A 21,436-nucleotide genomic window follows, 5' to 3' on the forward strand; every position below is an offset into this window, starting at 1 on the left:
GGCCTAATCGCGCGTCCCTGAAGGCAGCGTCACGCGACGTTTGCCGCGCAAAGGGATGGCAGGAATGAAGTTCTATCAGGCGGCCGCAGTCGTGGCGCTGCTCGCGCTGCCGGCCGCGGCGCAAGCCCAATCGGCACCCGCCGACGATGCGGAAGCGGTCGCCGGGACCGCACCGTCCCCGGCCTTCACGATCAGCGGGTCGGCGTCGATCGCGTCCGATTACCGGTTCCGCGGCGTATCGCAGTCCGATCAGGAAATGGCGGTGCAGGCCGGCATCACCGTCGCCCACGACAGCGGCCTGTATATCGGAAGCTGGGGTTCGAACCTTGCCGGCTGGGGCACGTTCGGCGGGGCCAATATGGAGCTCGACCTGATCGGCGGGTACAAGGCGCGGCTGTCCGACACCGCGACGCTGGATGTCGGGCTGACCTGGTACCTGTATCCGGGCGGTGCCGATAAGACCGATTTCGCCGAACCCTATGCCAAACTGACCGGCACGGCCGGGCCGGCGACGCTCACCGCCGGTGCTGCTTATGCGCCCCGGCAGGAGGCCATCGGCAAGTGGTACGACACCGGTGCCGATGCCGCCGCCGGAACCTACACCGATCCCGGTGCCAGGGACGACAACTTGTATCTGTGGGGCGACGGCGCGTTCGCGCTCGCCGGGACGCCGATCACCGCGCGGGCGCATGTCGGCCATAGCCGGGGACAGGACGGGCTCGGCCCGAACGCGACCGCGGTTTCGCCCACCGGCACCTATTGGGATTGGTCGCTGGGTGCCGATGCCACGTACAAAAACCTGACGTTCAACGTCAGCTATGTCGATACCGACATTTCGAACCGCGCGGCGACGTACCTCCGCCCCGGTTTCAGCAAGGGTCAGGACGGCACCGGCAACATCGCCGGCGGCACCGTCGTGGTCGCGCTGACCGCTGCCTTCTGAACTTTGGAGAACACCGATGCAGGACCTGCTGTGGGTCGCGATCATGGTCGGACTGGTGGCGCTGACGCTCGCCTATGTTCGCCTCTGCGACAATGCGTGAGGGAGCGCTGACATGACGCTCGATCTCTGGCTGGCGGCGCTGACCGCGCTTGGCCTTCTCGTCTATCTCGTGGGCGTCCTGATCCGCCCCGAACGCTTCTGAAAGGAGCGGCACCATGACACTTCAGGGCTGGTTCCTGATCATCGCCTTTACCGGCATCCTGCTGGCGCTCGCCAAGCTGGTCGGTCTGTGGCTGTTCGCGCTGTACGAAGGGCGACGCACCCCGCTTCACCTCGTGCTCGGCCCGGTCGAGCGCGGTTTCTACAAGCTGTCGGGTATCGATCCCGCGCAGGAGCAGGGCTGGCGCCGCTACGCGGTGCACATGCTCCTGTTCAACGCGGTCCTCATGGCGTTCACCTATGCGGTGCTGCGTCTTCAGGGCCTCTTGCCGGGCAATCCGCAGCATCTGGCCGGTGTCGGCGAGCATCTGTCGTTCAACACCGCGATCAGCTTCACCGCCAACACCAACTGGCAAAGCTATGGCGGCGAGAGCACGATGTCGAACCTCAGCCAGATGCTGGGGCTGACGATCCACAATTTCCTGTCGGCGGCGACCGGCATCGCGCTGGCCTTTGCGCTGTTTCGCGGGTTCGCGCGGCGGGAAACGAAGACGGTCGGCAACTTCTGGGCCGATGTGATGCGGATCACGCTCTATCTGCTGCTGCCGCTCTGCATCGCGCTGACCCTCTTCTATATCGCCAGCGGCGTGCCGCAGACGCTGGCCGGGGTCGTCGACGTGCAGACGCTGGAGGGTGCGCGCCAGTCGATCCTGCTGGGGCCGGTCGCGTCGCAGGAAGCGATCAAGATGCTCGGCACCAATGGCGGCGGCTTCTTCAACGCCAATTCGGCGCATCCGTTCGAGAACCCGACGGCGCTGACCAACTTCGTCCAGATGCTGTCGATCTTCGTCATCGGCGTCGGACTGACCTGGACCTTCGGGAAGGCGGTCGGCAATCCGCGACAGGGCTGGGCGATCCTCGCGGCGATGATGGTCCTGTTCCTCGCCGGCACGACCGTCACCTACTGGGCGGAGGCGGCCGGCAACCCGGTGCTGCACCAGATCGGCGTCGCGGGCGGCAATATGGAGGGCAAGGAGGTGCGCTTCGGCATCGCCGCCTCCGCGCTGTTCTCGGTCGTCACCACCGCCGCGTCGTGCGGCGCGGTCAACGCGATGCATGACAGCTTCACCGCGCTCGGCGGGCTGATCCCGCTGTTCAACATGCAACTGGGCGAGGTCGTGATCGGCGGCGTCGGTGCCGGTATCTACGGCTTCCTGCTGTTCGCGATCCTCGCGGTGTTCGTCGCCGGGCTGATGGTCGGCCGCACGCCCGAATATGTCGGCAAGAAGATCGAGGCGCGCGAGGTCAAGCTGGCGGTCCTCGCCATCGCAGTGTTGCCGCTGATGATCCTTGGGCTGACCGCCCTGTCGTCGGTGCTGGAACAGGGGCTGGCCGGGCCGCTGAACAAGGGGCCGCACGGCTTTTCGGAGATCCTCTACGCCTTCACCTCCGCCGTCGCGAACAACGGTTCGGCCTTTGCCGGCCTGACCGCCAACACGCCTTGGTACAACGGGCTGCTGGGGGTCGCGATGTGGGTCGGCCGCTTCTTCGTCATCGTGCCGATGCTGGCGATCGCCGGCAGCCTCGCGGCGAAGAAATACACGCCGGAAAGCGCGGGATCCTTCCCGACGACGGGCGGCCTGTGGGTCGGCCTGCTGGTGGGCATCATTCTCGTTCTGGGTGGCCTCACCTTCCTGCCGAGCCTCGCGCTCGGTCCGATCGCCGATCATCTCGCGATGATCCGCGGCCAGTTGTTCTGACACGGGGGCCATCATGGCAAAAACCCAATCCAAGAGCCTGTTCACCGCCGACCTTGTCGGGCCCGCGATCAAGGTGTCGTTCCTGAAGCTCAACCCTAGAGAGTTGGTCCGTAACCCGGTCATGTTCGTCACCGCCGTCGTCGCGGCGCTGATGACCGTCCTGCTCGTCGTCGGGCAGGACGGCCTGACGATCGGATTCAAACTTCAGCTGGTCGTATGGCTGTGGCTGACCGTGTTGTTCGGCACCTTTGCCGAGGCGCTGGCCGAAGGGCGGGGCAAGGCGCAGGCGGCGAGCCTGCGCGCCACCAAGGCCGAACTGACGGCCAAACGGCTGAAGGGCGACGGGCGCGCATATGACGCGGTGCCCGCCAGCCAGCTGAAGGTCGGCGACGTCGTGCTGGTCGAGACGAACGACCTGATCCCGTCGGACGGCGACGTCGTATCGGGCGTCGCGTCGGTCAACGAAGCGGCGATCACCGGTGAAAGCGCACCGGTGATCCGCGAGGCGGGCGGCGATCGCTCGGCCGTGACGGCGGGGACGCGCGTCATCTCCGACGAAATCCGCGTCAAGGTGACGGTCGAGCCGGGCGAGGGCTTTCTCGACCGCATGATCGCGCTGGTCGAGGGGGCGCAGCGGCAGAAGACGCCCAACGAGATCGCACTGACGCTGTTGCTGGTCGGTCTGACCATCATCTTCCTGATCGCGGTCGCCACCATTCCGGGCTTTGCCGCCTATGCGGGTGGCAGAATCCCGGTCGCCATCCTCGCCGCGCTGCTTATCACGTTGATCCCGACCACGATCGCGGCGCTGCTCTCGGCGATCGGGATCGCGGGCATGGACCGGCTCGTCCGCTTCAACGTGCTCGCGAAATCGGGCCGTGCGGTCGAGGCGGCGGGCGATATCGACGTGCTGCTGCTCGACAAGACCGGCACGATCACGATCGGCGACCGGCAGGCGAGCGAATTCCGCGCGGTCGGCGGCACCAGCGAGGCCGAACTGGCCGAAGCCGCCCTGTTCGCCAGCCTTGCCGACGAAACGCCCGAAGGCCGTTCGATCGTGGTGCTGGCGCGCGACGCGTTCAATCTGCAACGGTTGATGCCCGCCGGGGCGGAGGTCATCCCGTTCACCGCGCAGACCCGCGTATCGGGCGTCCGCTTCGACGGCACGCTGATCCAGAAGGGGGCCGTCGTCTCGATCCTGAAGGCGAACCCCGGTTCGGGCGAGACCGCGGCGGCAACCGAACTGCGCCGCATCACCGACGAGATCGCACGCGCCGGCGGTACCCCGCTGGCGGTGGCCAAGGACGGTCGCCTGCTCGGCGCGATCTTCCTGAAGGACGTGGTGAAGGCGGGTATCCGCGAACGCTTCGGCGAGCTTCGCACGATGGGCATCCGCACGGTGATGATCACCGGCGACAACCCGCTGACCGCCGCTGCCATCGCCGCCGAGGCGGGGGTGGACGACTTCCTCGCGCAGGCGACGCCCGAAGACAAGCTGGCGCTGATCCGCAAGGAACAGCAGGGCGGCAAGCTGGTGGCGATGTGTGGCGACGGCACCAACGACGCGCCCGCCCTCGCGCAGGCCGATGTCGGCGTGGCGATGAACACCGGCACGCAGGCCGCGCGCGAGGCGGGCAACATGGTCGACCTCGACAGCGATCCGACCAAGCTGATCGAGGTGGTGGGCCTCGGCAAGCAGTTGCTGATGACGCGCGGTGCGCTCACGACCTTCTCGGTCGCCAACGACGTGGCCAAGTATTTCGCGATCATTCCCGCGATGTTCGTCGCGCTCTATCCGGGCCTCGGCGTGCTGAACGTCATGGGCCTCGGCTCGCCCCAGTCGGCGATCCTGAGCGCGATCATCTTCAACGCGGTCATCATCCCGCTGCTGGTGCCGCTGGCACTGAAGGGCGTGGCATACAAGCCGATGGCGGCGGGGCCATTATTGGCACGCAACCTCGCCATCTACGGTTTGGGGGGTCTCCTCGCCCCGTTCGTCGGCATCAAGATCATCGACCTTGTGGTCGGTGGCCTCGGCCTCGCGTAAGGATCGATATCATGGGCAAAGATTTTTCTACCGCGCTGCGTCCGGCGATCGTCATGACGATCCTGTTCGCGCTGCTGCTCGGGCTGGCATACCCTCTCGCGATGACCGGTATCGGCCAGGCGATCTTCCCGAGCCAGGCCAATGGCAGTCTCGTTCGCGACACGACCGGCCGGGTCATCGGATCGACCGTCGTCGGACAGGCCTTCACCGCCGACCGCTATTTCCAGACGCGGCCGTCGGCGGCCGGCAAGGGCTATGACGGGCTCGCCTCGTCCGGTTCGAACCTGGGTCCGACGAGCCGGGCGCTGGTCGACCGGGTAACGCCGGATGTCGCGAAACGCCGGGGTGAGGGGCTGACCGGCGCGGTGCCCGCCGATCTGGTCACCGCCAGCGGTTCGGGGCTGGACCCCGATCTGTCGCCGGCGGCGGCGATGGTACAGGTGCCGCGCATCGCGCGCGTGCGCGGCATCTCGCCCGATCGCCTTCGGGATATCGTGACCGGAAACACCGAAACCTCGCTGCTGGGGGATCCCCACGTCAACGTCTTCGTGCTCAATCAGGCGCTCGATGCGGCCCCCGGCGCGCCGGTCCGGTCGCCCGCGCGCTGATGCCGGTGGCGGGATCCGGACCGGACATGGTGCGTCCCGATCCCGACGCCCTCCTGCGCGCGGCCGGGCAGGAGGGCAGGGGGCGGCTGAAGATCTTCCTCGGCGCGGCCCCCGGCGTCGGCAAGACCTATGAAATGCTGTCCGAAGGGGCAGCGCGGCAGCGCGACGGGGTCGATGTCGTCATCGGCGTCGTCGAAACGCATGGCCGCGCCGAAACCGGGGCGCTGCTGCGCGGCCATGAGATCGTCGCCCGGCGCGACGTGGCCTATGAAGGGCGCACGCTGCGCGAGATGGATATCGACGCCATCCTGCACCGTGCGCCGCGTCTGGCGCTGGTCGACGAGCTGGCCCACACCAACGCGCCGGGCAGCCGTCATCCCAAACGCTATCAGGATGTCGAGGAGCTGCTGGCGGCGGGCATCGACGTCTATTCGACCGTCAACATCCAGCACGTCGAAAGCCTGAACGATATCGTCGCCAGCTTCACCCGGGTGCGGGTGCGCGAGACGGTGCCCGACCGCTTCCTCGAAATCGCCGAGATCGAGGTCGTCGACATTCCGCCCGACGAGCTGATCGAGCGGTTGAAAGCGGGGAAGGTCTATCTCCCCGCCGAGGCGAGCCGCGCGCTCGGGCACTTCTTTTCGAAATCGAACCTGTCCGCGTTGCGCGAACTGGCGCTTCGCCGGGCGGCGCAGGCGGTCGATGCCCGGATGCTGGACGATGTCCGGTCCTTGGGACTCGGCGGCACCTGGGCGGGGGGCGACCGCATCGTCGTCGCGATCAGCGAGCTGCCGGGGTGCGACGCGCTGGTGCGTGCCGCCAAGCGGGTCGCCGATGGCTTGCGCGGTCCATGGACCGCGGTGTTCATCGAAACGCCGCGCGCCGCGCACTTCACCGACGAACAGCACGCCCGGATCGCGGCGACGATGACGCTGGCGACGCAGCTGGGCGGCGCGGTCGCGACCGTGCCCGCCGAGAATGTCGTGGCCGGCATCCAGTCCGTGCTGCTCGACCTGCGCGCTACCCAGCTGGTGCTGGGCAAGGCCGACCGCTCGCGCTGGTTCGAGCTTCGTCACGGGTCGGTCGTCGACCGGCTGGTCCGCGATACCCCCGGCGTCACCGTTCACGTGCTGCCGATGCCGACCGCGCCGTCGGGTCGGCAGCACATCCGGCGACGGCCGGGGCAATGGGGTACGCCCGCCGGCTATGCGATCACCAGCGTGATGGTCGCGGCGATCACCGGCCTTGCCAGCGCGCTGTTCCAGATCCTCGACCTCGGCAACGTGGCGCTCCTCTATCTGCTGCCGGTGATGGCGGCGGCGAGCCTCTATGGCCTGCGGACCGGGCTGTACGCGGGCATCGCCTCCAGCCTCGCCTATAATTTCTTCTTCCTGCCGCCGACCGGGACGCTGACGGTCAGCAATCCCGAAAACCTGATCTCGATCATCGTGCTGCTCGGCATCGCCATCGCGACCAGCCAGCTGACGGCGCGGGTGCGCGCGCAGGCCGATCTGGCCACCGCGAGCGCGCGGACCAACGCGACGCTGGCCGGCTTCCTGCGCCAGATCGCCGGGGTCAACGACCGCGATGTCGCCGCCCAGATGATCTGTGACGATGTCCGCCGCCTGCTCGACGTACAGGTGGTGCTGCTCGGTCGTGGCCATGGCGCGGCGCTCGACATCATCGCGGCCAGCGACCCGGCCTATCGCCTTGACACGATGGACAGCGCCGCCGCGAGCTGGGCCTTCGACACCGGCAGTCCGGCGGGCAAGGGATCGGGGACGCTCGCCGCCTCGGAATGGCTGTTCCAGCCGATGAAGGCGGGCGACCGCGTACTCGGCGTGCTGGGCGTCGCCAGCGACAAGGCCGGCAGCCCGGTGCGCGCCGATCAGTTGCCGCTGCTCGGCAGCCTGATCGACCAGTCCGCGCTGGTGCTCGAACGGCTGCGGCTTCAGGCCGAGATGCGCGACGTCGACGTGGTCCGCACCCGTGACCGGCTTCGCGCGGCGCTGCTATCCTCGGTCAGCCACGATCTGCGCACACCGCTGACCGCCGTGATCGCCGCCGCGGCGGAACTGCATCACGGGGTCACGCCCGAACTGATCGGTACGATCGAGAGCGAGGCGCAGCGGCTCAACCGCTTCGTCGCCAACCTGCTCGACATGGCCCGGGTCGAGGCGGGGGCGTTGAAACTCAATATCGAGGCGACCGACCTGAGCGATGCGGTCACCGGGGCGGCGCACGATGCCCGACGCGCGCTGGAGGGACATGCCGTGCGTCTGGACGTTCCGCCCGACCTGCCGCTGGTGCGGGCCGATCCGCAGCTGCTCCATCACTGCCTGTTGAACCTGCTCGACAATGCCGGCCGATATGGCGAACCGGGGACGGACATCGTGATCGAGGGGCGAAACCGGTATGGCGAGTTGCGGCTCGCGGTCCTCGATCACGGGCCGGGCTTGCCGCCGGGTCGCGAACGCGAGGTGTTCGAGATGTTCAAACGTCTGGAGGGGTCCGATCGCGCGATCGGCGGGACCGGCCTTGGCCTCGCCATCGTCAAGGCGTTCGCGGAGGCAATGAGCATGAACGTCGAAGCCGCCAACCGCCCGGACGGCACCGGTGCCGCCTTCGCACTGGTGTTCCCGCCCGCCCTGATCGTCCAACCGCACGCGACCGAAAGCGCCCCTCGCCATGCCGGCTAAAATCCTTGTCGTCGACGATGACGCGGCGATCCGCCGGTTGCTCCGCAACACGCTGTTGCGGGCCGACTATGCCGTCGTCGAGGCCGAAGATGCCAGGGGCGCGCTGCGGCAGGCGGCGGTCGAGCATCCCGGCGCCATCCTGCTCGACCTCGGTCTTCCCGATCGCGACGGGCTGAGCATCATCCCGCAGCTGCGCGCGCAGGGCGATATCGTGATCCTCGTCGTATCGGCGCGTGACGCGACCGACGAGAAGGTGACCGCGCTCGATCTCGGCGCGGACGATTTCGTGACGAAGCCGTTCGATACCGACGAACTGCTCGCCCGGCTGCGGGTCGCGCTGCGTCATCAGGGGGTGTCGCCCGCCACGCAGAAGATCGTTCGTCGCGGCGACCTCAGCATCGATCTCGATCGGCGGATCGTGCGTCGGGGCGAGGAGGAGCTGCACCTCACCCGGAAGGAGCATGACGTGCTCGGCGTGCTGGCGCGGCATATCGGCCGCGTCGTGACGCATGAGCGGGTGCTGGCGGCATGCTGGGGCGCGGACGAGGAACCGCGCGTCGAATATTTGCGCATCGTCATCCGCAACCTGCGCCAAAAACTCGAAGCCCCCGGACCGGTGGGTAGTGTCATCGCCAACGAACTCGGCGTCGGATATCGGTTACGCGCCGACCATTGACGCCGGCCTGTCAGTGAATCTTCTCAAGTTGCGGCGGCAGGCGCGCGCGAGCGCAACAGCAGCAAGGTCAGGCCACATCCGGCCACCGGAAACAGCAGCGCTCCGAACGTAAAGGTCGACCAGCTGTCCGACGATTGCGGGGGTGCCATGGCGACCAGCGCGCCGGACGCCAGATTCCCGAGCGCGGCGGCGGATTTCAGGGTGGTCAGGAACAGGCCGACCGGGGTCGCCTCGTTGGTTGCCGACCGTTGCGCGGCCAGCGCGAGCATCGCCCAGATCGCCAGATTCATCGCGGCAAGCGCGCTGCCGAGCAACAGGAGCATCGCGGTGCCGATCGGCCCACGCGACCCGATGGCCAGCCCCGCCATCGCGACGATGGTCGTGCCATGCCCGATCCGCGAGATCGCGACCGGTGACAGGCGGCGGGACAGCGCCATCCAGCCCGGCAGGGACAGCGCCTGACCCAGCGTGATCGTCGCCAGCGCGGGTCCGGCCCAGCCCGCATCGTGATGCACCGCCTGTCCGAAAAAGGGCAATGTGCGCAGGAACAGCGGCACCGCCCCGGCCTGGATCGCCGCGACCAGCAGCGTTCGGCGGAATGCTTCGTGCCGCCACAGTCCGCGCAACCGGTTGCGCGGTGACAGCTGCTGGCGGTGCCCGGTTCGTCCTCTCAGATGCCGGGTCGCGATTACGGCGATGGCGAGCGTCGTGGCGTATAGCAGCCCGCCCATCAGAGCGCTGGTGGCGAACGCATCCTGCCGCGCCGCCGCGTCGGACGGGGCGAGGCTCCAGGTCGACGCCAGCGCCACCAAAGCGGCACCGCACGCGCTGAAGATCAGTCGATAGCCCGATACCGACGACGCATCGCCCGGTGTCCGGGCAACGCGGACCAGCAGCGTGTTATGGCCGACATCGCATAGCGAATAGCCGACCCGGCACAGGAAGATCGCCGCTGCGATCGCCCCCGGCCGGTCGAGCGTGAACAACAGGTAGAAACCGGTCGCGCACATCGGCGCGCCGATCACAATCAGCCGCCCCAGCCGGTCGCCGCTGCCATGGGCATCGGCCCATAAGGCGATACCCAGATCGAACAGCCCATCCCATAGCATCGCCGCCGCCAGCAATCCGCCCGCCAGCATCGGCGGCAATCCCGCGATCGACACCAGATAGAATAGCATGAAGTTTTCGAAACTGGTCCAGACGACGCTCTTGCCCAGATTGCCGATGCTGTAGCCGATCCGGGTGGGCAGCGAAGTCGGGACAGGATCGGCAGCGGAAGGCATGATGTCTGCGCATAGGCGGCGGCGATTTCATTTATTTGACACGTCGCAACTATATCATCCGCATCATGTCGCGTCCGCACCGCCCGCCCATCCCGCTCAGCGAACCGCAACGCCGGGTCCTGATCCAGTTGCGGATCGAGGGGACCGCCCCGCGGACGCGACTGGCGCAGGTGCTGGGGATGAACGGCGCGACGGTGACCCGGCTGACCCAATCGCTGCTGGCGCTCGGCTTGATCGAGGAACGCGAATCCCCCGAGGCGGTGGCGCGGGGGCGGCCGTTGGTGCCGCTGACCGTGTCGGGACGCGGCGGCTGGGCGATCGGCGCGACGCCGCATCCCGGTTGGCTGGAACTGGTGCTGGTCGATTTTCGCGGCCGGCCGCTGGTACACGATACGACGCCGTTCGACAGTCCCGACCCCCGCGTGTTCGCCCGCGCCGTCGAGGCGCGGCTGCAGGCGCTGGCGGCGGCGCACGGATTCATGCGCGGCCAGTTTCTGGGCATGGGGGTCGCCGTTCCAGGCTATGCCCTGTCGGGCGACCGCAATCGTCGCGCCGTCGTCGATCGCGTGGCGGGGTGGGACGACGTTCCGCTGGCCGAGATCATCGGCGACGTACTGGGCATGCCGGTGTGGATCGAGAACGACGCCAGCGTCGCCGGGCTGGCCGAATATTATCAGGACGGTATCATCGGTCGCTATCGATCGGTCCTGACCCTGTTTCTGGGGCATGGCGTCGGCGGCGGATTGATCGCCGAGCGCGACCTGTTCCTCGGCGAACATGGCAATGCCGGCGAGGTCGGGCGGCTGTTTCCCGGTCATGGCGACCGGCCATCGGGCATCGATCTGCTGCGGACCCTGCGTGCGGAGGGTGTCGAGGTCGATTCGCTGGCCGACATCGACGGATTGATGGCGACGCATCGTGCGATCATCGACCGCTGGACCGACCGGGTGATCGAGCAGCTCGACCTGGCCGTACTGAGCGGCATCGTCTGGCTCGATCCCGGCGCGATCATCGTGTCGGGCGCATTGCCGCTGCCGCTGCTGCGCCGCATCGCCGATGGGCTAAACGCGATCGGCCGCCGTCGCGGCGACAAGTATCGGGCGACCCTGCCGCCCGTGCTCGCGTCCACCATCGGCAGCAAGGCGGTGGTGATCGGCGCGGCGATGATCCCGATCCACTCGATCACGTCCCACCAGGCTGTGATTTAATTGCGTGTAAGCAAATAAAACTGTCACGCAGTGCCGCCAAGGGCTCCTCAACGAAACCACAGGGGGCTTCCATCCATGCACACCAAATTCCTGGGCGGCGTCGCGTACGTCGCGCTGCTTGCCATCGCCAGTCCGGCCATCGCGCAAACCACGCAGACCGCGCGCGATACGACGCCGACTGCCGAAACCGTGGAATCCACGGACGCACCGGCATCGGACATCATCGTCACCGGATCGGCGCGGCAGCAGCGGCGCTTCGACGTATCCTATGCGGTCAATTCGCTGAGCCAGACCGATATTCAGAAAATCGCGCCCAAGAGCACGACCGACCTGATCGGGACGTTGCCGGGCATCCATGCCGAGGCGACCGGCGGCGAGGTGCAGAACATCACCCGCGTGCGCGGCATCCCGACCGATCGCGGTTTCCTCTATTATCAGCAGGACGGGTTGCCGTTGTTCCAAGAACTGGACGGCTTCTTCTTCAATCAGGGCGACGGCATGAACCGGCTCGACCTGATGACCGACCGGATCGAGGTCGTTCGCGGCGGTCCGGCACCGATCTATGCCAGCACCGCGGCCGCGATCGCCAACGTCATCACCGTGACCGGCAGCGCGACGACGCGTGGCAAGGCGCAGCTGACGCTGGGCGATACCGGGCTGTACCGCCTCGACGCATATCAGGCGGGACCGATTTCGAAGGACACCTATTACGCCATCGGCGGCTTCCTGCGCCATCATGACGGCTATCGCGACTCCGGCTTTCCGTCCGATCGCGGCGGGCAGATCCGGGCGAACATCCGTCATGATCTGGCCAATGGGTTCGTGAAGCTGTCGGGGCAATACACCAACGATCACAACCTGTTCTATCTGTCGATCCCGACCGCCGATCCGCGCGATCCCTCGGTCAGCCTCGACAAGTATATCGACTATTTCACCGGTACGCTGAACAGCCCGTCGCTGCGGCAGGTGAACATCAAGTATCGCGATGGTGCCGGCGTGTTGCAGAACCAGCGCGGCGATCTGGCCAATGGGCGGCATCTGCAATTCGGGAACGTCGCGCTGAATTACGAAGGCGATGTCGGCGACTGGCACGTGTCGGCCAAGGGTGGCGTGACGCAGGGCAAGCTGCATTTCGACGCTTTCTATTCGACGTCGAACCCGGTCGATGCGACGACGTTCGCCAATAATTTCCGCGCAGCGGCGACCACCGCATTCGGTGCGAACGTCAGCCGCCTCGGCTACAGCGTCGCCGGTACGGGCGGACAGACCGCCTATAACCCCGCCGCCGATTCCGGCCTGGTAATGCAGGCGCAATATCGTTCGGTCGAAACGGATTTCCATTCGACGCAGGGCGACCTGTCGGTCACGCGCAAGCTGGAAACCGCGATCGGTGCGCACGATCTGCGTGCCGGGGTCTATACCTCTTTCTGGGGTCAGAAGACGTTCAACGCGTACCAGAACCTGCTGGTTGAGGTGAAATCGCGGCCGCGCACGCTGGACCTTGCCGCCTATAGCGCGACGGGCGCGGTGCTGGGCTATGTCACCGACAATGGCGCGCTGGCGAATGCCGCGACGCTAGGCGGCGGTGCGACCGATGGTCAGCTGGTCGCGCTGTACGGCACCGACACGTGGGACGTGACCGACCGGCTGCGGATCGATGCCGGCCTGCGTCACGAATGGTATAGCTATGACGGGTTCGGCCGGCTGACGTCGAGCTATAATCTGGGCGACGCCACCACGCTGGCCGACAATGCCACGCGCGGGTTCACCGGCGCGATCGGTACGTTGCGGTTGAAGCAGCAGGCGACCAACTGGACGGTCGGGGCCAATTACGACGCAACCGGCAATATCGGCGCGTATCTCCGCGCGTCGCAGCTGGAGGTGCCGCCCAACACGACCATCGCGCTGAACTATCCGGTGGCGGCGATCGTCGCGACCAAGGCCAAGCTGTACGAGGCGGGCGTGAAGTTCGCCGCCGGGCGCTCCTATCTCTACGTCACCGGCTTCTACACCCGCTTCGATCCGCTGAACGCCAGCTTCGCGGCGTTCAACCCGGCGACGGGCCGCGCCGATCAGGTGACGAACTTCATCGGCACCGCCGAGACCAAGGGGCTGGAGGCCGATGGGCAGTTGCGCCTGACCGGACCCTTCTCGCTGGCCGGGTCGGTGACGTTCCAGGACCCGCGCTATCTGAACTTCAGCAGCAATACCGGTGCCGATGGCAGCCGGGCGAGCGGCAAGCAGATCATCCGCGAACCGAAGTTGTTCCTGAACGTACGGCCGACCATCGACCTCGACGTGGGCGGCGCAGCGGTCAGCGTCTATGGACGCTATGACTATGTCGGGCGGCGCTATACCGACTTCTTCAACAGCACCGCGCTGCCCGCTTATGGCGCGTTCGGGTTGGGCGGGACGGTCAGCAACGGCGACTGGCAGGTCCAGATCGTGGGCGACAACATCACCAACGCGCATGGCTTTACCGAAGGCAATACGGCGGGCGACCGGTTCGGTCAGGGCGTGCCGACCGCGATCTTCGGCCGGCCGCTGTTCGGGCGCAACTTCCGCCTGATCGTGAGCCGCAAATGGTGATCCGTCCGCTGCTCGCCATCGTCCTTGCCTGTGTCGTCGCTTCGGCGGCACAGGCGGGGCCGGTCGATACGATCCGTCGGATCGCCGATCCCAGGGGCGGCATCATCGCCATCGCCCATCGCGGCTGTCATGCCGCCGCGCCGACGCGCGGGATGGCCGGAACGCTTCCCGAAAATTCGCGCGCCGGGCTGCTGCGCTGTGCGGCGCTGGGCGTCGAGGTGATGGAAACCGATGTGCGCCGCACCCGCGACGGCTATCTGGTCATGATCCATGACGACAGCGTCGACCGGACGACCGATGGCACGGGGAAGGTCGCCGACCTGACCCTTGCGCAGATCCGCGCGCTGCGCCTGCGCGACGACGAAGGCGGGGCGGGGACCGCGCTCACCGACGAACGAGTGCCGACCCTCGACGAACTGCTGGCGCTGGCAAAGGGGCGGATCGTCCTGAACCTCGACGTGAAGGACGCGATCTATGGCGAGGTGGTCGATGCGGTGGTGCGAGCGGGTGCGGCCGACCGGGTGATCGTGAAGACCTTTGCAGGGATCGGTTCGCCGCCGCTGGCCGCGATGCCACCCTTTGACCGGGTGCCGTTCGCGCCGATCCCGATCACCGGCGATCCGGCCGCCGCCGACGTGCCGGCGATCATCCGCCAACAGGCGGGTGCGCGGCGTAAGCCGCTTGCGGTCGAACTGCCGCGGATGCCGCTCGCGAGCCTGCCGGCCAGCGTCGCCGCCGCCCGTCAAGCGGGCATGGCCGTCTGGGTCAACACCCTGTTCGAAGGGTTCGTGACCGGGCTGGGCGGCGATGCGGTCGCGGCGCGCGATCCCGAGGCGGTCTGGGGACGACTGGCGGATAGCGGGGTCCGCCTGATCCAGACCGATGCGGTCGACGCGCTGCTGGTCTGGCGGCAGGTGCGCGCCCGACGGTAAGGAACCGGGGGATCGGCGGCGCGTGCTTCCGATCCCCCGGCGATGCGTCAGGCGGTCAGGTCGAGGGTGGCGACCCCGGCGGCGGACCCGACCAGGCTGTAGACATAATGGTCGATGCCGGTTGCTTCATCGCGCCATATGCCGTCGAATTCGAGCGCGAGGACGCGCTTGCCATTATCGCCGATGATGCTGACCTGTCCGCCGCCGGTCAGGTCGAGCAGCTTGTTGCGGCCGAAAGTGACGATGCCGTTGTCGTCGCTGTCGAACAGCGCGACGTCGGTGACCAGCACGTCCTGCGCCGAGAAGTCGAGGATGCGGTCGAGCGTCTGTGTCCGGGCCCGCGACAGGCTGTTGTCGTCGACCGAAAAGAAGAACGCATCGGCCCCCGCGCCGCCGCGCATCGTGTCCGATCCGGCCTCGCCGACCAGACGGTCGTTGCCGGCCATGCCCGACAGCGTGTCGTTGCCCGCGCCGCCCATCATCAAATCGGCAAGGACGGTCCCGTTCAGCACATCGTTGCCGGCCCCGCCGACGATCTGCGATGGCGCGATATAGCCCGGCGATCCGGTTTCGCTGTTGCCGGTGCTGCCGGGAATCGTGAACGCGCCGTCGATGCCGGCGGTGGCGATCGTCGTCAGGCGGGCATTGTTCAGCCCCGCCGCATTGTCGAACGTCGCCAGCGCGGGCACGCCGGTCGACGCGCCGAAGGTGACGTTGGCCGCGACCCGCCTGGCGGCGTCGAACAGGACGACCGCGTCACCGCCGCCGCTCAATCCGATGCCCGACCCGGTATAGCTGCCGAAAGTCAGCCCGGCCGGTGCCTGTCCGGCGAACCACGTGTCGACGAAGGTCTTTGCGGTCGCGGCAAGGTCGGTAGTCTGGAGGAAAATTACCGACTGGCCGGCGGCGATGCTGGTCACGCCGCCCAGCGCGACCGACGCGGCGAAGCTGTTCGAATCATCATCGACGCGCCATCCGGTGATATCGACCGTGGCATCGGAGAAGTTGGTGAGTTCGAACCAGTCGGCACGCACCGGGCTGTCACCGCTGGCCCATGGCGCGACTTCGGTGATGCGGATTGCCGGGCCGCTGCCTTCGTTGGCGATGTCGCGGACGTTCAGCACATAGTCGGTGGCGGCGTCAGGCGTCGCGCCCACGGTCGGGTCGTCGACAGTGACGGTCACGGCATAGCTGGTCTTGCTCTCGTAATCGAGACTGGTGCCGGCCTTCAGATACAGGCCGTTGGCGTCGACTTCGAAAAAGGCCGCGTCGCTGCCGGTCAGGCCCAGCGCATTGGTGCCGCGTCCATCGTCGGTAATGGCGATGTCGGCGACCTTGATCCGGGTCAGCGTGCCGGTGTTTTCGTCGATGCCGTCCAGCGCGTTGGCGAGCGCGATGGCGGTCGGTGCGGCATTGCTGTCGTCGATCGCCGTGCGGATCGATCCGGGCGATCCGGTTTCGGTGCCGTTGACGGTCGTCACCTGATAGGCGCCGTTGGTGCCGATGGTGCTGGTCTGCGCGATCGGGCCGGTCAGTCCGGCGGCGTTGTCGAACGTTGCGAGCGACGGGCGGCCGGTCGACTGGCCGAAGCTGACGCTGGCACGCAGCATATTGCCCGCGTCGTACAGGTTGACCTGATCGCCGCCGGTGCTCAGCCCGATGCCCGATCCGGTATAGGTCCCGATCCGGACGCCATCGGGCAGCGTGCCGCCGAACCATGTGGTGACGAACGCCTGAACCTCGATCGCGCCGCCGTTAACGAAGATGACCGATTCCCCCGCGGCGATCGCATCGACGCCGGTCAGGGCGACGGCTGCGATCGGTGACTGCGAATTGTCGTCGACCTTCCACCCGGTCAGGTCGATGGCGAGACCGGTCGAGTTGGTGACTTCGAACCAGTCGGCACCGACCGGGCTGTCGCCGCTTGCCCAAGGCGCGACTTCCGATACGAACAGCTTGCCGACCGTGCCGGGCGACCCGATCGCGGCGCTGCTCCCGCTGCCGACCGCGACCGCGCCATTCCGTCCGGCTTCGCTCAGCGTGGCGACGTCGCCATTGTTGATCGCGGCGGCGTTGTTGAAGGTCGCGAACGGGCTGGCGGCGGGCGATGCGCCGAAGCTGACGCTGGCGCGCACTTCGCCGGTGGTGTCGTAGAGATTGACCTGATCGCCGTTGCTGCTCAGGCCGACGCCCGACCCGGTATAGGCACCGAATTGCAGTCCTGCCGGGGCCTTGCCCCCGAACCATGCATCGACGAACGCCACCTGCGTCGCGGCCAGATCGGCGGTTTCGAAGAAGATGACCGATTCCCCCGCACCGATCCGGGCGATGCCGGTCAGCGCGCGGGCGTTGCTGAATTGCGCCGAATTATCGTCGACCTTCCATCCGGTGAGGTCGATCGCGACGTCGCCGTTATTGGTGACTTCGAACCAGTCGGCGGCGACCGGGCTGTTGCTGCTCGACCATGGCGCGATTTCGGAGATGAACAGCGTCGGCTTGACGACTTCGTTGGCGATGTCGGTGACGTTCAGCACATAATCGACGCTGGCATCGACCGCGCTGCCGACATTGGGATCATCGACGGTGACGGTGACCGCATAGCTGGTCTTGGTCTCGTAATCGAGTTTCGTGCCGGCCTTCAGATACAAGCCGGTGGAATCGACTTCGAAGAAGGCGGCGTCGGCTCCGGTGACCGCCAACTGGTTCACGCCGATGCCGTCGTCGGCGACCAGCACGTCGGCGACCTTCACCCGGCGGGCGGTGCCGCTGTTTTCCTCGATCGCGGACAGCGCATTGCCGAGCGTGATCGCGCTCGGCGCGGCATTGGGGAAGTCGGCCGGGGCATAGACCCAGAGTTGCGGATGATCGGCATCGCCGCCGCCATTTTCGTTGACGACATAGATGAAGCCGTTGCGATCGACGGTGATCCCCTCATGCTGCTGATCGGCGACGCCCAGCGGATTGCCGGCATCGGTCTGGATGACCAGTTCGCTCAGGATGTTGCCAGCGCGATCGACCTTCACGATCTTGCCCTCTTCCTGGCTGATGATGAGGAGGTTGTCCGCCTCGGCGGTGCCGGCCAGCGAAGGGATGTTCGACAGCGCGAACACGTCGGCGACGTCGGACAGGCCGAGCAGCGCCGGATCGAACAGGTTCGTCGCATTTTCGGTCGTCGCCGACCCGTTGCTGGCGGTGTTGTTGGCGAAGTCGAGCGTCGTCTGGAACACGCCGATCGGTCCGGCTTCCTTGACGAAGATGAAGCCCTTGGTCAGCGGGTCGTAGCTCAGACCCTCCAGACCGATATTGTTGACGAAGGTGCCGAGGTTGACGACCTGCGCATCGGCGCGCGTCTTGGTCGCGCCCGCTTCATAGGTGATGAGCACGGCGTTGCGATCGCGTTCCTCGGTGAACACGAACTGGCCGTTGCCGATATAGGTAATGCCTTCGGGATCGTAGAAGGCGGTGCCCTGCGGACTGTTGCCTGCACCCAGCGTCATCGTGCTGACCAGCTTGCCCGACTTGCTCACTTCGGTGATCGAACGCCCGCCGTCGCCGATGATGAACAGCGTGTCGGTGTCCCAGTTATAGGCGACGCCCGAGGCTTCCTGTCCCAGCACGTTGCCGGCGGGGGCGGTGGTGCGGGTGGGTTCGGGCAGGTCGTAGCGTCCGACCCGGACATATTTCGACAGATCCATACCCGACATTCCCCGCATGCGATGGTGCGGCCCCGGCCGCCTTCGCGCATCAGGCTGCCCGTTGCGCATGGCAGATGAATTACAGGTTCGTTGCGACAACGTGACAGATGGTTAATAATCGATTGTACCTGCCGAATTCTGACCGGCCGCCCGGTTTGGAGCCCGAACGTACCCTGCAGCCATTTGGCGGCGCATTGTCATCGATTGGTCGCCGAACCGTCGCACGTACTTCACGATACCGTCGCAAGCGCCCCCCGACAGGACGGCAGTTCAGAACGTCGCAGGGGGTTATCATGACGGCACGCATCTGGTTGGTTGGCGCAGCGCCACTCGCACTCATGACAGGCACCGCGTACGGCCAGGAACGCGTGGTCGTCGCACCTGTCGCCGCCCCCGAGGTCGATGAAGCGGCACCGGCGGAAGGCGAGGAAATCGTCGTGCTCGGCTTTGGCCAGACGCGGCAGGTGCAGACGATTTCGGCGATCGACATGGAACGGCTGACGCCGGGGACGTCGCCGCTGAAGGCGGCCGCCAAGCTGCCGGGCGTCAATTTCCAGTCGGCCGATGCGTTCGGTGCCTATGAATGGTCGACGCGCATCTCGCTGCGCGGGTTCAATCAGAACCAGCTGGGGTTCACGCTGGACGGCGTGCCGCTGGGCGACATGAGCTATGGCAACGTCAACGGCCTGCATATCAGCCGCGCGATCCTGTCCGAAAACATCGCGACGACGACGGTTGCGCAGGGGGCGGGTGCGCTGGGCACCACATCGACCAGCAATCTGGGCGGTACGCTGGAATTTGTCAGCCGCAAGCCGTCCGACACTGCCGATATCGTCGCGTCGGGCACCTATGGCAGTAACGATACGATCCGCGCCTTTACCCGGATCGACACCGGCGACCTCGGCGGCGGGCTGATGGGCTATCTGTCTTATGGCTATCTGACCAGCGACAAGTGGAAGGGCGTCGGCGTCCAGCGCCAGCATCAGGCCAATGCCAAGCTGGTGAAGGAGATCGACACCCGTGGCAGCATCACCACGTTCCTCAACTTCTCCGACCGGCGCGAAAACGACTATCAGGATCTGAGCTACGACATCATCGCCCGGCGCGGCCTGCGCGCCGACAATATCTCGGACGACTATCCGCTCGCGCTGCAGATCGGCCGGGTGTACCAGAATCAGGCGGCGCGCAGTGCCTATTCTGCCGCCAACAACGGATCGACGGCGGGCTTCACCGCGCCATGGACCGGAGCCGGCTTCGCCTTTCCGACCGGGTTCGGCACCGTCGACGACGCCTATTACGACGCCGCCGGGTTGCGGCGCGACTGGCTGGGCGGTCTGACCTTCGATGCGCGGCTCACGCCCGAATTGTCGCTGGTGTCGACCAGCTATTATCATCACAACAAGGGGCAGGGATCGTGGATCACGCCCTATTCGCCTACACCGGCGGGGGCTGCGGGGCCGGACGGGTCGGCATTGCCGGTATCGTCGACCTCGACCGCCGGCCTTACCTCGCCACTCGGTTTCCGCACTACCGAATATGGCATCGATCGCGCCGGCAATCAGACCCGCATGGCGCTGACCACCGGCGCGAACCGGATCGAAGTCGGATTGTGGTACGAAACGAATACGTTCGAACAGGCGCGCCGCTTCTACGGCATGAACGACGCCGCCACGCCGAACCGCACGGCGCGCCAGTTCCAGAGCAACCCGTACCGCACGCAATGGGACGGCAAATACGATACCGAAACGCTGCAATATCACGTCGCCGATACGCTCGACCTCGGCGCACTGACGCTCAACGGCGGATGGAAGGGATTGCGCGTGCGCAATTCGGCGAACCTGCGCACCGGGACGCTGGTCGTCGGCGACATCCAGGCGCGGGACTGGTTCCTGCCGCAGGTCTCGGCGCTGTTCCGCGTGGGCGGCGGGGCGGAATTGTTCGCGAGCTACACCGAAAATCTGCGGGCGTTCGTGTCGTCGGCGACGACTGGTCCGTTCGCGACGACCCAGAACGGGTTCAACGCGATCCGTTCGACCTTGAAGCCCGAAACGTCGAAGACGGTCGAGGGCGGGGCGCGTCTGCGCTCGGGCGGGTTACAGTTGTCGGCGGTCGGCTATTACGTCGATTTCTCGAACCGGCTGCTGACCTTTGCGAACGGGGCGGGGATCATCGGCAACCCGCCAACGCTGAACAATGCCGGCAGCGTCGAAAGCTATGGTGCCGAACTCGCCGCGACCTATCGCCTCGCGTCGCCGCTGACGCTGTTCGCCAGCTACTCGTATAACAAGGCGACGTATCAGAACGACGTCCGCAACGCGGCGGGCACGGTGGTACAGCCGATCGCGGGCCGGACCGTGGTCGACACGCCCGAACATATGGCCAAGGGCGAAATCGCCTATGACGACGACCGCTTCTTCGCGCGGGTCGGCGGCGATTACATGTCGAAACGCTACTTCACCTATCTGAACGACCAGTCGGTCGGCGCGCGGGTGTTGCTCGATGCCAGCATCGGATACCGGCTGACCGGGCTAGGCGGCGTGTTGGAAGGCGTCGCGATCGAAGGAAGCGTCACCAACCTGACCGATCGCGCCTATATCTCGACGGTCGGCACCAACGGCTATACCGCCTCGGGCGACAACCAGACGCTGCTGGCCGGTGCGCCGCGCCAGTGGTTCGTTACGCTGCGCCGGGGCTTCTGATCCGTTGCCATCGGCCGTCGCTCGGCGAGCGGCGGTCGATGGTGCATCGTCGCGAACCGCACCGTCGGGAAGAGTGCCCACGACAGCGATGCCGCCCTGCCCGGTCCGCTGCCGGTTGTGGAAACCGGCAACGCGGAA

General features: G+C 66.7%; 13 protein-coding genes. 11 read left to right on the forward strand and 2 right to left on the reverse strand.

Going from position 1 to position 21,436, the window contains the following annotated elements; translation table 11 throughout:
* Nucleotides 1-64: 64 nt before the first annotated feature.
* The 7 genes from ASE50_RS06935 to ASE50_RS06965 all read left to right on the forward strand — a co-directional run bounded on the left by ASE50_RS06935 (nt 65) and on the right by ASE50_RS06965 (nt 8,892).
* Nucleotides 65-943, forward strand: coding sequence for a TorF family putative porin (locus ASE50_RS06935; protein WP_056397555.1), 879 nt, complete (start codon nt 65-67; stop codon nt 941-943).
* Nucleotides 944-1,055: 112 nt separating this feature from the next.
* The gene (gene kdpF / locus ASE50_RS06940) at nt 1,056-1,145 is read left to right on the forward strand and encodes a K(+)-transporting ATPase subunit F (RefSeq protein ID WP_056397559.1); all 90 of its coding nucleotides are present in this window, start codon (nt 1,056-1,058) and stop codon (nt 1,143-1,145) included.
* A 13-nt stretch (nt 1,146-1,158) separates the two neighbouring features.
* Nucleotides 1,159-2,862, forward strand: a complete 1,704-nt coding sequence (gene kdpA, locus ASE50_RS06945) for a potassium-transporting ATPase subunit KdpA (RefSeq protein WP_056397562.1) — start codon at nt 1,159-1,161, stop codon at nt 2,860-2,862.
* Between the two features lie 13 nt (nt 2,863-2,875).
* Nucleotides 2,876-4,909: a potassium-transporting ATPase subunit KdpB gene (gene kdpB / locus ASE50_RS06950; RefSeq protein WP_056397565.1), complete on the forward strand. Its 2,034-nt coding sequence runs from the start codon at nt 2,876-2,878 to the stop codon at nt 4,907-4,909.
* Nucleotides 4,910-4,920: 11 nt separating this feature from the next.
* Entirely contained in the window at nt 4,921-5,517 is a 597-nt protein-coding gene (gene kdpC, locus ASE50_RS06955; RefSeq protein WP_056397568.1) for a potassium-transporting ATPase subunit KdpC, read from the forward strand.
* Between the two features lie 26 nt (nt 5,518-5,543).
* Nucleotides 5,544-8,216, forward strand: a complete 2,673-nt coding sequence (locus ASE50_RS06960; protein WP_056397572.1) for a sensor histidine kinase — start codon at nt 5,544-5,546, stop codon at nt 8,214-8,216.
* Nucleotides 8,206-8,892 carry a response regulator transcription factor gene (locus tag ASE50_RS06965; RefSeq protein WP_056397575.1) on the forward strand — a complete coding sequence of 229 codons (687 nt, stop codon included), beginning with the start codon at nt 8,206-8,208 and terminating at the stop codon, nt 8,890-8,892. Before ASE50_RS06960 ends, ASE50_RS06965 begins: the two co-directional genes overlap by 11 nt.
* A gap of 23 nt (nt 8,893-8,915) precedes the next feature.
* On the opposite strand, the gene ASE50_RS06970 is transcribed toward ASE50_RS06965, so the two are convergent.
* On the reverse strand, nt 8,916-10,175 hold the full coding sequence (locus ASE50_RS06970) for an MFS transporter (protein ID WP_056397582.1): 1,260 nt from the start codon (nt 10,173-10,175) through the stop codon (nt 8,916-8,918).
* Between the two features lie 65 nt (nt 10,176-10,240).
* Between ASE50_RS06970 and ASE50_RS06975 the strand changes: the two genes are divergently transcribed.
* The 3 genes from ASE50_RS06975 (at nt 10,241) to ASE50_RS06985 (ending at nt 14,904) form a co-directional block, all read left to right on the forward strand.
* Complete coding sequence (locus ASE50_RS06975; protein WP_082438872.1) at nt 10,241-11,383, forward strand: ROK family transcriptional regulator; 1,143 nt, start codon at nt 10,241-10,243, stop codon at nt 11,381-11,383.
* Nucleotides 11,384-11,458: 75 nt separating this feature from the next.
* Entirely contained in the window at nt 11,459-13,972 is a 2,514-nt protein-coding gene (locus tag ASE50_RS06980) for a TonB-dependent receptor (RefSeq protein ID WP_056397585.1), read from the forward strand.
* On the forward strand, nt 13,966-14,904 hold the full coding sequence (locus tag ASE50_RS06985) for a glycerophosphodiester phosphodiesterase family protein (RefSeq protein WP_056397588.1): 939 nt from the start codon (nt 13,966-13,968) through the stop codon (nt 14,902-14,904). Before ASE50_RS06980 ends, ASE50_RS06985 begins: the two co-directional genes overlap by 7 nt.
* Nucleotides 14,905-14,951: 47 nt before the next feature.
* On the opposite strand, the gene ASE50_RS06990 is transcribed toward ASE50_RS06985, so the two are convergent.
* Nucleotides 14,952-18,608, reverse strand: a complete 3,657-nt coding sequence (locus ASE50_RS06990; protein WP_162236173.1) for a lamin tail domain-containing protein — start codon at nt 18,606-18,608, stop codon at nt 14,952-14,954.
* Between the two features lie 284 nt (nt 18,609-18,892).
* Here ASE50_RS06990 and ASE50_RS06995 point away from each other — a divergent pair, with 284 nt between their 5' ends.
* Nucleotides 18,893-21,298 (forward strand): TonB-dependent receptor domain-containing protein, encoded by a 2,406-nt coding sequence (locus ASE50_RS06995; protein ID WP_056397594.1) that lies wholly within the window; start codon nt 18,893-18,895, stop codon nt 21,296-21,298.
* Nucleotides 21,299-21,436 lie beyond the last annotated feature (138 nt).

The sequence above is a fragment of the Sphingomonas sp. Leaf5 genome (assembly GCF_001421155.1).
Lineage (GTDB): Bacteria > Pseudomonadota > Alphaproteobacteria > Sphingomonadales > Sphingomonadaceae > Sphingomonas.